We start from the raw sequence: 12,329 nt of genomic DNA, 5'->3' as shown, positions 1-12,329 counted from the left end.
CCAGGAACCCGCGGTTGTTCGTGACGTATGTCGGGTCGACGCGCCCCCACGTCTGCCGCCCGCGGTCACCCATACGACGGCGACCACTGCGGCGGCGAGTAGCCGCACGAGGTTGTCGACGAGGATCTGCAGTGCGAAGCGATCACGGCGAGCCCCGAGGCGGGCGCGTCGATCTTCCACGTGCTAACGGGGTCGGCCCATGCGGCGATGACGGGAATCGCGATCAGCGCGCACACGCGGATCAGGTCGCCGAGGTTGAGAATCGCGACGGCGGCGATGTGGCAGACGGTGAGGCAGGCGAGGCGTCGGTTCATGAGGTGCTGTCTCCGTTCGAGGGGCGCACGGCGTACCGGCCGTACTTGGGTTGGTGTACGCGGGGGTCGGCGCCGACCTACTTGCCGATCGTTGCGGCGTGCGGCGGCGTGACGGTGGGGTGCAGGCGGGCGATGACGTCGCGGATCGCCTCGGGCCCGATGCCGTTCTCACCGGACTTGAGCACGATCTCGAAGACGATCTGCTTTCGCGGGTCGCCGCCTGTCTCGCGCAGGTCTTCGACCTCGACGGGCGGCGTGTGACCGAGCCCGCTCGCCTCGAAGATGCCGCGCACCTCGGCGTCGAGGTCGGGGTCGTTGCCTCGGGTACTGGCGTCGTCGATCTGCTCGTGACACCGGCGCATCGCGACCTCGGCGTCGGAGGAAGGCGCTGCGGACTGCCCACCGCCACCAGGCCCTGGACGCCGAGATCGGCCCGCTGGTCAAGCAGGCGGCCCCACGCTGCTGGAGCTGTTCGGCGTCGGCCCAGAGACATCCGGCCAGCGGCTGGCCTCGGCCGGGGACAACCCCAAACACATGCGGTTCGAGGGGGTGTTCACGCACATCGCCGGGGTCGCGCCGATCCCGGCTTCCTCCGGCCGCACCCACCGTCACCGCCTCAACCGCGACGGTACCCGGGCTGTCCAAGAAGGACATCATGCGCTGCCTCAAGCGACTCGTCGCCCGCGAGGTCTACCGCGCCCTGACCAGCACACCGGCCACGCACATCACTCAAAACGACCCCGCTCCAGCTGCTTGACAGCTCTAGGAGCATCCCGAGAACGGAAAATCCGATGAGCACCAAGCTGTACGACGGGCTGCGGCTGACCGCGCACGCGCCCGGCCTCTTCGAACTCACCCGCGTGATCTCCAAGCGCATGCGCGAGGTCTTCCGCGAGCTGGCTGTACCCGTCATCGCCAGGAACGTCGCCCGCGTCGTCGATGACACCGAGGTGCGCGAACGTGACATGGGCGGCCCCCTGCACAACTACACCGTCTACCGGGCCCGGAAGCTCTGGCTCGACGAGCAGGCCGGGCTCGATGACCGCATGACGTTCCACGACCCGCTGCGCTTCAGCATCGTCTTCGGCCAGGTCGACGACGACTACGGCACGCGCCGGCTGGCGTACCCCTTCGCCGGGAACCGCGCGTACACCGACGCGCTCCTGGCTCTCGAAGCCGACGGCCGGCCCTTCTTCGTCGACTACCACTACCAGAACCAGGCTGACCGACCGAAGGAGATCCGGAAGGACGAGTGGAAGCGCCGACGCGACGACTGGAACCGTCTGCTCGACGCCGACGACCGCGAGACGGACGGCACCTTAGGGCATCTCCCCGGCTGGCAGCTCCCGGACAGCATCGAGGTCGTCTTCGACGCGGTGCTGCTCGGATACAAGGACACCACCATCGATCTGAACGCGCACTGCACCATCGAGCACCGCATGCGCCGGGCACTCAACCGAGCAGTGACCCTCGACCTGGACCTCGACGAGGTCAACGGCATCAGCAGAGTGCTGACCCGCAACAGGCGTATCGAGCGCGCGATCGAGCTCTACCTGAGCACTACCGCCGGAGCAGCGATGCTCCGACCTGAACCGTTGCCGGATGCCCGAGACCTCGACATCGCAGTTAGCGAACTGCCGCCGGTCTATGAGCCTCCAGCTGAAGCCGTTGCCCGGATCAGCGAGCTGTATCGCGAACAGGTTCCGGTCGGTGACTGATCTGGATCGACGCAGTCGATCCGGAAGTAGGTCTGCAGAGGCTCGGCATCTCCCTCGCCCACGGGCGCGATCGCTTCGTGGGCGAATCCCACCGCTGTGCCGGAGCCCATGAGGTCGGTTGTCTTCCTGCCGCTACGAGTTCAACGCCGGCGCCGCCGCAGTCGCTCACCCCATCGGACAGATCACCTTCTGAACCAGGAGCACGTCATGTTCCGCATCATCCGCACCCGCACCAACCGGCAGCTCAACACCGCGATTTAGGTGCTGCACGACCGTGCCGAGTTCGAGCGACGCTGGCGCCTGACGACCGAGTAGCGCATCGAGCGGGCCCTGGTGCTGCTGGAGGGTCAGGACACCGACCTGGCCGCCCGGCTGCGCGCCGTACTCCAGGGGGACCAGCCGTGACCGCGAACCGCCACCAGCCTGCCGCCCCCGCCTTATCGCTCGTGCTTCAGGCCCACGGAGCATGCGAAAGCGGAGGAGGCATCAGCTGATCGCGCCCATCGGCGTCCACAATCCACATCACGAGAAGAGAGAGACCACCATGGCTGAGTCCACGACCACCGTGAAGCACGACGTCACCGTCAACTTCGGCTGCATCAAGCTGACCGGAGCGCTCGTGCACGACGACGAGAACCGTGTGCTGGAACTTGAACTCGACGAGGGTCCTGAGCCCATCTCGATCAGCCTGCAGGGTTACGGTCTCACTCCCGAGGCCGGGAACGTCTTCATCAAGGACTGGTCCGAGCACTCCGGCCTGACGGCGCGCCTGGCGCAGGCAGGTCTGGTGACGCCCGTGCACGCACTCACCGTCGGGCCGTACTGCTCGACGGCCTACGAAGTGCAGGTGACGCTGTGACATCACGCCGGGGGTCTGGTCGGGGAAGTGGCCGGTAAACCAGCGAGAAACACGAGTCTGATCGGCGAAGCCGATTCGGGACTCGGAATGACAAAGCATTCGATCAGCACAGCTGATTCGGATGAAGCGTTGAAAGAGAACATCATCTGATCAGCGAAGCTGATCCGGATGGTGGCATGACAGACAACTGAACATCTCAACAACCCACCCAACTGCGCGCGGACGACGATGTCGATCCGGGCGCTGCGCTGTATTCAAGGAGAATCCACCATGTCGAACCCGAACAGCACCGCATCCGTCATCGGCCGCCTGGCGAACGACCCGAAGGTCTTCGAGAACAAGGACGGCTCCAAGAAGGTCATGCTCACCGCCTTCGTCGACCGCGGCTACACCGACCGTCAGGGCAACCGCATCTCCGACGCGCTGCCCTTCGAGGCCTTCGTCCGTGCCGAGACACAGGGCACCGGGCCGTTCGCCCACGTGCACAAGGGTGACCTGGTGGGCCTCAGCTATGAGCCCCGCCTGAACCGCTACACCAAGAACGGTGCCGAGGTCTTCGAGGTCAAGCTCGAGATCCAGAACATCTCCTTTCTGGAGTCCCGCGCCACCACGCAGGCCCGCCTGGCCGAGCGCGTCACCAAGGCCGAGGCCCAGAACCAGAACCTGCAGGCCCAGGCTGCTCCCGTCGCAGCCGCCGCCCCGGCCGTCGCGCACGCCAGCGCCGTGCAGGACGAGCAGCTGCCCTTTCAGACCGCTTGACGATCTGTAGAACTCCACCCCCCCGGCGGGCCTGGCCGAGCTCACAGAACGGACCCCATCGCCTTCACCACACGAAGGAGCAGCACATGCCCAAGTCCCGAGTCCGTATCAACCTCACCGGCAAGACCCCCAAGCCGCAAGACAAGACCGCCGAGACCAAGCCGCAGTCCCGAGTCCGTATCAACCTCACAGGCAAGCGAGGGAAGTAACGCACCCCACGGGCCTGGCCGACGCCGACAACGGCTCAGCCCCTCACCGCTGCCGGGCGGGCCCTTGGCGGACCCGCCCGGCAGCGTTCACGCACAAGGAGAAACGACATGTCAGCACAACTTGCCGCGACCTGGGTCCGGATCGGCGACCAGTGGGTGCGGGCGGACCGGATCGTGGGCGTCCGACTTGAGCCGGCTGCCGGGACCGCGCTCGGCGGCCGGTGGGCCGAGGCCCCGAGCCAGCGGCTCCTGGTGTGCACGACGCTGCCCGCCGAGAAGAACAGCGGCAAGGGCATGTGGCAGGAGGCCGCCGTGTGCGTGCAGGAGCGCGGCGAGGTGGTCGCCGGGACGCTACTGGACGCCATGAACACCACCAAGTCGCCGGCGGGGAGCTCGCGGTACGTGTATCCGGCCCGCACGACGGAGGGGCGGGTCTCGCACTGGCAGGCCAGCACGACCCTGCCGCAGGGGCACGCCCTCACCGGCGGACCCAAGGCCGTGCCCACCATCAGCGGCACGCCCCTCGCGCCCCCCGGGGCGCTACGCGGTGCCTGAACAACCCTGTGGGGCCCGGTACCAGCAGTTCTGTCACCTTCGAGGAATTCCGAGCAGCTGCACGGCGATTGGCTGAGTAGGCCTGCTGCCATGGACTTCTGCACGGAGCGGTTCGAATCCGCAGTGCGCCGACTGATCCTCGGCGTGCGCCAGTGGGCACACCGTGCAGACCGACCGCGGAAAAGGTTCGATTCCTTCAGTGCTGAAGCTGATCCCTGTGGCGCGTCCCTGGAGATCTCCGCGGCTCCGGCTTCCCCAGCACCCCGGTGCGCGCTCTGCCTTCGGGCAGCAGCTGCGCCGGGGTGCTGTGTTTTTTCTTCTTCGTGGCTCGCCTTGCTCGTCCCGTGAAGGTAGTGAGCACAAGGGATCAGCGGAGCTGATCCGGATCTGGCGTTGAAGAACATCCTCGTCATGTCAGGAGCCGAGCCATGACCTGCCCGAACTGCGCCGTCGACATGGAGTCGAACGCCTACGGCGTCCGCGCCGGCAAGAAGACCAAGAAGGTCACGCACACGTGCTCCGAGTGCGGCTACAGCGAGACGCGCTGACCAGCGGCTTCTTCGCCCTGCCTTTCCTCTTCCCCTCCACTGCGGTCTCGAAGGAAACCACGTCGATGAACACGCTCCTGGCCATGCCCGGCCTGCCATCCTCCTCATCGTCTTCACCGCGGCCCTCGCGACGATCGGGGGCTCGCATTCCTCCTGCCGGACCTGATCAGACGGAGGCCGAAGCCCGAGGACCGCGGCGACAGGCCCGGCCAGCGCGTCCGGCCCGCCGTCGGCAGCTACGCGCTCCTCGCCGAGGCCAGCGAATACCTCGAGTACGAGTTCGGCGCGGTCCCCGGCAGCATCGGCATCATCGTCCGGCATTCCCTGAACGGCATCGACGACACCGGGGTGTTCGTCCACTGGCTGACGAAGCCGGACGACCTCGTGCACCAGGCCTCGCCGACCTGGAGGCCGCGCGCATCCACGGCCTGAGCTGCGAGCTCGACGAGCTCGCCTTCTTCGACCCCACGCCGGCGGTCCGGACCAAGCACTGATTCAGGAGCACTGAACACCATGAGTTTCCTCAGCCGCATCGGCTTCATCGAGACGAAAGAGCAGGAGCAGGCCCGGCTGGCCCAGGCCCCCGAGGGCTCGACGAACCACTACCTGTCCACCCTGCCCGTGACCATCGAAGAGTGGCCCAAGGACCTGGTCGTCGAGCTGCCGTGGGAGCCACCGCGCACCGATCAGTCGTACCGCGTCGTCGTGGTGCCGATCGAGTTCCGCAAGGATCTCCTGCCCGAGGGCGTCGAGGAGGAGCCGCTGCCGCGCAAGCGCCACTCCGGCTCCTGGACCTGCGCCGTGGTGTACTCCAACCACCCGAGCTACCCGGTCGACGGCTACCGCATCGTCGTCCCGGCCGCCGAGCTGGCCCGCGGCCGGAGGGTCGACCTCGCCGGGGTACCGGCCCAGGCCTGACCCCACGAGCGCAACGCATCCGCACCATCAGCCCCCGCAGGGATCACGCCGTGCGGGGGCTCCTCGTTCTCGCCCCCACTCGACTGAAGCAGAAAGCAGACGCCATGTCCCGCACCAGAACCTCTCCCGTCCTCCTCGTCCTCGTGGCGCTGCGCTCTGATCCCTGACCCCACGCCCCTCAACACCACCCAGCAGAAAGCGAGTTCCGCTATGTCCACCGTCAGTGAAGAGCAGAGGATCGACACCGTCCACCGGCTGGGCGTGATGTCCGAGCGGCACCCCGAGCTGAAGCGCCGCGTGGCGGACGCCCGGCTCGAACTCGCTGCCGTCATTCTCGCCATGGACGCCGTCGACGAGCGCATCCAGGCGGGGGAGAAGATCCACTCCCTCCAGGAGCAGGCCGCCGTCGAACAAGCGAAGAACGCCCATGCTCAGGCCTTGGCGGTCCTCCTGCGAGGCGAGCACTGAGCCGCACTGGCTCGTCCCCGCAACCATCACCGAACCGCACATAAGAGGCCCCGTCATGCCCGATGCACCCGAATACACGCCCCGCAGCGTCTACACGCTGGGACCGCACGCTGATCTTGTGACCGCCGAGAACGGATGCATTGCGATCGAGGCCATCGCCGAGCGCGTCTACGGCAAGCCGTACAGCTCGCTGCGCGGATGCCAGCGGGACGACGAGCACATCGGCAATGACAGCGTGAAGCTCTACGAGCTCACCTCCGACGGGGACTACCTGCAGGCACTCGGCGACCTCGACGACGCCGAGATTTACCTGGGCTGGGACTCCCGCACCGGCGAGAGCGCCTTCAAGACCGGCATGACGGAGCTGGACTACTGGTTGAGCATCCGCCTCGCCGACGAAAACACACCAGCCACCGTCGAGGCGAACCCGCCGGCGACGCAAGACCTTGAGAACGCCGTGTTCGAGGACCGGTTCTTCGCCGATCGCGCCTTCTCGCCGTCGCTGCGGCTGGTCCTGGCCGATCTGATCCGCCGCGGCGAACTGCCGTGCGGCGACTACCTGTTCCGGCACTGGTGGTGATCGAAGCGGAATGAAGGTTGGAACCATCGCTCAGTCTCAGACATCCGTCTTCGACGTCACCGAGTACATCCTGCAGAAGCACGCCGCGGCCGAGCCCGATCGGCCGGCGATGACCGCGATGAAGCTCCAGAAGCTCGTCTACTACTGCCAAGCCTGGCATCTCGCCTGGGAGGGCAGCGCCCTCTTCCCGGAAGCGATCCGGGCCTGGGCCTCCGGGCCCGTCTGCCCTGCGCTCTACGAGCTGCACCAGGGCCACTTCGAGATCGAGGCCGGCTTCTTCGCCAAGCGGCTGCGCGTGCGCAGCGACCTCGGAACCGCCTGAGCACCAGCAGAAAGAGAGAGACCACCACCATGTACAACATCCCCTTACGCAGGCGCTCACTCCTTCGCGGCTGGGCGATCGCGATCGCGGCCATCGCCGCCCTGGTCGCGAGCCTGGTCATCTGGGGCAACCAGATGAGAAGCCAGGAAGCTCAGGACCGCGCTGCCATGGCCAACACGAAGATCGTCTACGCCGCGGACCCCGTGCTGAGGCTCGCCCAGCGCGCCGACGGCAGCTACTACAGGGCCACGACCGCCTCGGAGTATTCGTCCGACATCAGCTTCGACTTCACGACGGTCCAGGACCAGGACGTCGTCGTGCCCGGCACGGTGACCACCCAGGAGCAGAGGCCGACGGGCTTCCTCTGGTACCAGAAGACCTTCGCCAACGACATCACGGTCCGGATCATCGATCCGCACGAGGCGGACCGGACGCCGCGGCTGGAGCGGCTGCGCTGCACGGTCCGGCCCATCGACCCTTCGAAGCCGAGCTACACCGGCGACCCGCACGACAGGAGTCGGCTGAAGATCGGGCCCGACCAGGAAGGCACGGACGCAGGAAGCCTGAGTGGTCTCTTCTCGAACGGCGGCCAGCAGCTGTGCCAGGACCGGATCACGATCCTCGTGCCGGACGGCAGCATTCAGCCGTAGCCGACTGGGGCTCACCTCTGGACGTCGGCAGGTGAAGTCCGCAAAGCCCCCGCCGGCTGAGCATGATGCTCGCCGGGCGGGGGTCTCACTTTTTCTGCCTGATCAGCGGAGCTGATCCGGTCTGGTCTTCAGGGCATGAGGGCCCGTGCACGGCCCGCGTCGCGGCGGTCGCCGAGCTGCACGACGGCAATGCCCCCCCCGGCCCCCGCTCCGGCCACGCAGCCCCCGAAGCCGCGCCGCGCGGTGCGCGCCCTGGCAGCCACCGCCGGACTGACCCCGGCTAGCGCCGCCGACAACGGCACACGCACCAATCCCGAGGAGAATCTCAATGACCGTGTCAAGCCGCCTGCGTGACGGGTGGGGCGGAGGTGAAGAGCCTTTTGTCACGCAGCATTGCCCACAGAACGTCGACCCGGCGGCGGGCAAGCGAGAGCAGAGCCTGCGTGTGCAGCAGACCCTCGGATCGCTTCTTGAGGTAGTAGTCCCGGGAGGGGCCGGGCCGCATCATGGAGGTCTGCGCCGACATGTAGAAGATGTGTCGAAGGCGGCGGTTGTAGCGTTTGGGCCGGTGGTAGTTGCCGGTGCGGCGGCCGGAGTCTCGGGCGACCGGAGCCAGGCCGGCATGGGAGGCGAGGCGGCCGGCGTCTTTGTGGCCGCCCAGGTCGCCGACGATGGCGACGAACTCGGCGCCCAGGATCGGTCCCATGCCGGGCATGGATTCGATGATTTCGGCGCGGTCGTCGGTGCGGAAGGTCTCGCGGATCTCCCGGTCGTTGTCTTTGATCCGCTCATCGAGGGCCAGGAGCTGGTGGGCGAGGTCGCAGACCAGTTTGGCGGCCTGCTTCTCGCCGGGCAGGGCGGTTTGCTGGGACTGGGCGGCCTCCACAGCCTTGGCCGCGACGTCCGAGGCCCCGCGGACCTTGCGCCGCTCCAGCCAGGTGGTCAGGCGCTTGACGCCGATCCGCCGCAGGGCGGCCGGGGTCTGGTACTCGGTCAGCATGACGACGGGGCCCTTGGCCGCGGAGTAGTCGAAGGCTCGTTCCAAGGCGGGACAGATCCCGACCAACATGTCGCGGAGCCGGTTGATCAGCCGGACACGGTCGGCGATCAGGTCGGCGCGGTGGTTCGTCAGCAGTTGAAGGGTGGAGACCAGCTCCGGGGGTGTTTCCAGCGGCGCGAAGTCCCGGCGCATGCGTGCCTGGTCGGCGATGACCTTCGCGTCCTTGGCGTCGGTCTTGGCCTCTCCGCGGTAGGCGCCGGACATGCGGTTCACGGTGCGTCCGGGTACGTAGACGACCCGCTGGCCGTTGGCGACGAGCAGGGCCAACAGCAGGGTGGAGGCCCGGCCGCTGATGTCCACTGCCCACCGCACCTCGTCGGCCCTCTCGCGAGCGGTCTCGATGAGCGTGAGGATCTGGGCTTCGTCGTTGATCACCTTCGTCGAGAACAGGGTCTCGCCGTCGGCATCCACGGCCACCGCCCAGTGATGCCCTTTGCCGGCATCGACGCCGACCCATATCCGCTTGTGAGACGTGCTCAATCCTGTCGTTCCGTTCCCTTCGGACCAGCATTTCCGTGGTCCGAAGAACACTCCGCCGACAGGTCCTTAAGCAGCGATGACCGCAGTTCTCAATCAGTGGTCGGAGCGTCCCGGAGGACCGGGCGGCCATTCTCCTTGAGCCATCAGCGGCAACCTCGCATCAGCCACACCCGGTCCTCCCGGACCGCCAACATTCTTAAGGAACCCCGCATGTCCACGCTCACCGCACGCCCCAGCCTCACCAAGACGCGCCCCGCGTACGACGGCCACACCGGCGCCATGCTCCGCGAGGCGCTCGAAGCGCTCGGGATCGTGCACCACGTGGACCAGCCGTGGCGCGGGCTGCCTACGGAGTACCTGGTGTGCAGCGTGCCGGGGCGTGCACGGGTGTGGATCCACTGTGTGGCCGACCCGTCCGCCCGCACCTCGGAGGGCCGCCGGTTCGCCGATCACTACGACCTGCCCACGGTCGCACTGTGGGCCGTGGCCGCCACGGTCACCGACGACGAGTCAACCCGGTTCGTGTTCAACGGGTTTGGCGACGAGCACAAGCCCACGGCGAGCGCGGGCATGCAGGCCGGGCAGTGTGCTGCCGCCGTGGCCGACCACTTCGGGCTGACGGTGCCGGAGCCTGAGTACACCTGTCTGCACTGCGTGCGCGTTATCGAGTGGATCGAGGCCGACGGGCAGGGCGCTTGGTACGACTCGTCCAGCTGGATCGGGTGCGTGGACGGCGAGAGCCTGCACGCCCCGGAGCCGCTGTGCGGCTGGTGCGAGGACTACGGGCTGATCGAGGTCTTCGACGACTCCACCGACGCCCTGAAGGGGCACACCACGTGCGACAACGCGCCGTGTGTTGCCCGGCGCATCATGCGCAGCGATCAGGCCGAGCGCGAGCGCCAGGCCGCGCAGGCGCAAGCCGCCGCGCACGAGTGCGCCGGCCCCCTGTGCTGCCCCCCGTTCTAGCCCACATGGCGCCCCCGACCCTGCGACGAGTGCGGGCGAGCCGGCCGGGTCGAGACCGGCCGGGGGCACTGAGCACACACCCGACCACGGCAGCAACCCGAGAGGAAACCCAGCATGACCACGCAGGCCCGCAGCATCGTCCGGGAGACCGTCGAGCCCGAATACACCCGGTACACGCCGACCAACGGCCGTGCGCCGGAGGGCACCGAGTACGGCGTCGACGGCTGGCTGTTCACGCTGCCCGGCGAGACGCTCAACGGGCGCCAGTTTCCACAGAGCACGTATGCCGCCTACCAGGTATCGGAACGCGGGATGCTGTTCTGGCAGGTGCGCGAAGTCGGCGGCGAGCGGCGGCAGGTCGGCAGCCACAGCACCACCCGTAAGGGCGCTCTCGCGCTCGCGGTCGGCGCGGTTGCCCACGAGAGGGAGAAGACGGCCGCCGTGACGGCCGCGCCGGCAACTCGCGACCAGGGCACCCGTGCACACGGCGCCGCGCGGCGTATGGCCGCCGAGGGCGGCGAGCGTACCCAGGTGGCGGCCACCATGGATGAGCGGCTAGAGCGGATGCGTGCGGGCCAACTCGCCGCCCTGCCGACCGTCGCGGAAATCCGGATGGCGTACCCGCTCGCCGGTGGGGGCGCCACGCTGCGGCTGATGACCGCCGAGGGCAGCACGGCGGAACGCCACATGATCCCGCTCACGGAGCGCGGCCCAGCCGGTCGGGAGAACGACCCGGCCGGGATCTACCTGGACGCCATCACCGACGGCGCGAACACGGAAGGACTGAAGATCGCCGCCGGGTGGCACCTGATGCGGCTTGGATTCAACTACGCGCGCGGCGCGGCCTGGGCGCCGTACACCGGCAGCGCGAGCAGCGAGGCGCAGTGGAAGGAGTGGGCGCCGATGCTGCTCGACGGGCACCGGTGGCCGCACACGGTGCGCGTCGCCATCGTGCCGACCGCCGAACACCTCGCCTACATAGACCGCGCGTACGGTCCCGCGCCGGAACTGCCGGACCTTCCGGCCGGTGTGAGCGCGCACCCGTCCGGCCCGCGCTCCTGGCAGATCTGCTACGCCAACCGGCGGTTCTGGCAACTCTCCTACCGGCCTCGGATGGGCGGCGACGTATGGGCCCTGTACGCCGACCCGGCCCGTACCAAGGCCCTCGCCAGGGCCGCGAGCCCCGGCGAACTCCTCGCCACCATCCCCGTCCGTGACGCCGAAGCGCAGGCCCGCGCGGCGGCCCTCAAGGGCTACTGAGACAAGGGCTACTGAGACGGGATCCGACACGATGACGGTAACGTCACCGCGGCGCGCGGCCGGTTGGTCCGGCGCCACAAGGCCAGCATGCGGCGCGCGGTCAGCGCCGCCCGCTTCACGCGCGCCACCCAGTACAGCGGGGGTCGGGGCCGGATCACCGGCTCCACCGAGGCAGAGGCGCTGGCCGTCAAGGAGGAGCGGTACGGCGACGCCGAGTTCCTCGATCAACTGCCCAACGAGCAGCAGATCACCCTTATCAATGCCCACCGCGACGCAGTTGGTGCCACCACCGAGAAGTGAGGACAACGACCATGAGCGACACAATCCGCAAGACCCGTCCCGATGCCACAGTCGAGAAGATTCTGACCTTCAACGGCGAGCCCGAGACCGTGCTCGTCCGCCCGATCCCCACCACCTGCCGGACCAACATGGCCGAGGACATTGTCGACCGCGATGGCTGCGGCGGCACCGGCTGGATCTGCCCCGTCTGCCACGAGGGCGACGACTGCCTCACCGTCGGGAGCGACGAATGCCAGCCCGGCACGTCGGGCGCCCAGTCGTGCGTGTGCATCGACGGACAGTCTGGCAACTGGGAGCCGTCCACCTGGGCCTGATGCCCCGGACGCGAGCTGCCCAGCGCCGCGTCCTCGCCGACATCATCAA

The 12,329-nt window shown here is 68.1% G+C and carries 17 protein-coding genes and 1 pseudogene; 15 read left to right on the top strand and 3 right to left on the bottom strand.

Annotated features, from left to right (window positions below):
* Positions 1–65: 65 nt before the first annotated feature.
* Both QQS16_RS05930 and QQS16_RS05925 read right to left on the bottom strand, forming a co-directional pair.
* Positions 66–314: a hypothetical protein gene (locus QQS16_RS05930; protein ID WP_286060559.1), complete on the bottom strand. Its 249-nt coding sequence runs from the start codon at positions 312–314 to the stop codon at positions 66–68.
* Positions 315–391: 77 nt separating this feature from the next.
* Positions 392–676, bottom strand: a complete 285-nt coding sequence (locus QQS16_RS05925; RefSeq protein ID WP_286060558.1) for a hypothetical protein — start codon at positions 674–676, stop codon at positions 392–394.
* Between QQS16_RS05925 and QQS16_RS43480 the strand changes: the two are divergent.
* From QQS16_RS43480 to QQS16_RS05870, 11 genes and pseudogenes are all read left to right on the top strand, one after another.
* Positions 675–899 (top strand): annotated as a pseudogene (locus QQS16_RS43480) (hypothetical protein); the annotation flags it as partial. The gene QQS16_RS05925 and the pseudogene QQS16_RS43480 overlap by 2 nt on opposite strands.
* Positions 900–1,105: 206 nt before the next feature.
* Entirely contained in the window at positions 1,106–2,032 is a 927-nt protein-coding gene (locus tag QQS16_RS05915; protein WP_286060557.1) for a hypothetical protein, read from the top strand.
* 544 nt (positions 2,033–2,576) lie between these two features.
* Positions 2,577–2,891 carry a hypothetical protein gene (locus QQS16_RS05910; RefSeq protein ID WP_051713629.1) on the top strand — a complete coding sequence of 105 codons (315 nt, stop codon included), beginning with the start codon at positions 2,577–2,579 and terminating at the stop codon, positions 2,889–2,891.
* A 270-nt stretch (positions 2,892–3,161) separates the two neighbouring features.
* Positions 3,162–3,650 (top strand): single-stranded DNA-binding protein, encoded by a 489-nt coding sequence (locus tag QQS16_RS05905; RefSeq protein ID WP_030213869.1) that lies wholly within the window; start codon positions 3,162–3,164, stop codon positions 3,648–3,650.
* A gap of 86 nt (positions 3,651–3,736) precedes the next feature.
* Entirely contained in the window at positions 3,737–3,859 is a 123-nt protein-coding gene (locus tag QQS16_RS05900) for a hypothetical protein (RefSeq protein ID WP_256905569.1), read from the top strand.
* A 108-nt stretch (positions 3,860–3,967) separates the two neighbouring features.
* Entirely contained in the window at positions 3,968–4,414 is a 447-nt protein-coding gene (locus tag QQS16_RS05895; protein WP_286060556.1) for a hypothetical protein, read from the top strand.
* Positions 4,415–5,475: 1,061 nt separating this feature from the next.
* Positions 5,476–5,880 carry a hypothetical protein gene (locus QQS16_RS05890; protein WP_286060555.1) on the top strand — a complete coding sequence of 135 codons (405 nt, stop codon included), beginning with the start codon at positions 5,476–5,478 and terminating at the stop codon, positions 5,878–5,880.
* 210 nt (positions 5,881–6,090) lie between these two features.
* Positions 6,091–6,348 carry a hypothetical protein gene (locus QQS16_RS05885; RefSeq protein ID WP_030213880.1) on the top strand — a complete coding sequence of 86 codons (258 nt, stop codon included), beginning with the start codon at positions 6,091–6,093 and terminating at the stop codon, positions 6,346–6,348.
* A 55-nt stretch (positions 6,349–6,403) separates the two neighbouring features.
* Positions 6,404–6,928, top strand: a complete 525-nt coding sequence (locus QQS16_RS05880) for a hypothetical protein (protein ID WP_286060554.1) — start codon at positions 6,404–6,406, stop codon at positions 6,926–6,928.
* A 10-nt stretch (positions 6,929–6,938) separates the two neighbouring features.
* Positions 6,939–7,250: a Panacea domain-containing protein gene (locus QQS16_RS05875; protein ID WP_286060553.1), complete on the top strand. Its 312-nt coding sequence runs from the start codon at positions 6,939–6,941 to the stop codon at positions 7,248–7,250.
* A 29-nt stretch (positions 7,251–7,279) separates the two neighbouring features.
* Positions 7,280–7,900: a hypothetical protein gene (locus QQS16_RS05870; protein ID WP_286060552.1), complete on the top strand. Its 621-nt coding sequence runs from the start codon at positions 7,280–7,282 to the stop codon at positions 7,898–7,900.
* A gap of 337 nt (positions 7,901–8,237) precedes the next feature.
* On the opposite strand, the gene QQS16_RS05865 is transcribed toward QQS16_RS05870, so the two are convergent.
* On the bottom strand, positions 8,238–9,440 hold the full coding sequence (locus QQS16_RS05865; protein ID WP_286060551.1) for an IS110 family RNA-guided transposase: 1,203 nt from the start codon (positions 9,438–9,440) through the stop codon (positions 8,238–8,240).
* A 210-nt stretch (positions 9,441–9,650) separates the two neighbouring features.
* On the opposite strand from QQS16_RS05865, the gene QQS16_RS05860 reads away from it, so the two are divergent.
* The 4 genes from QQS16_RS05860 (at position 9,651) to QQS16_RS05845 (ending at position 12,280) form a co-directional block, all read left to right on the top strand.
* Complete coding sequence (locus tag QQS16_RS05860; protein WP_286060550.1) at positions 9,651–10,406, top strand: hypothetical protein; 756 nt, start codon at positions 9,651–9,653, stop codon at positions 10,404–10,406.
* Positions 10,407–10,520: 114 nt separating this feature from the next.
* Positions 10,521–11,666: a hypothetical protein gene (locus QQS16_RS05855; RefSeq protein ID WP_286060549.1), complete on the top strand. Its 1,146-nt coding sequence runs from the start codon at positions 10,521–10,523 to the stop codon at positions 11,664–11,666.
* An 87-nt stretch (positions 11,667–11,753) separates the two neighbouring features.
* Complete coding sequence (locus QQS16_RS05850; protein ID WP_286060548.1) at positions 11,754–11,966, top strand: hypothetical protein; 213 nt, start codon at positions 11,754–11,756, stop codon at positions 11,964–11,966.
* 11 nt (positions 11,967–11,977) lie between these two features.
* Positions 11,978–12,280: a hypothetical protein gene (locus tag QQS16_RS05845; protein ID WP_286060547.1), complete on the top strand. Its 303-nt coding sequence runs from the start codon at positions 11,978–11,980 to the stop codon at positions 12,278–12,280.
* The last annotated feature ends 49 nt before the right edge of the window (positions 12,281–12,329 follow it).

Origin of the sequence: Streptomyces sp. ALI-76-A (assembly GCF_030287445.1) — a bacterium.
Classification (GTDB): domain Bacteria; phylum Actinomycetota; class Actinomycetes; order Streptomycetales; family Streptomycetaceae; genus Streptomyces.
Note: the sequence above shows the minus strand (reverse complement) of the source record. Positions and strands in the feature narration are given on the sequence as shown.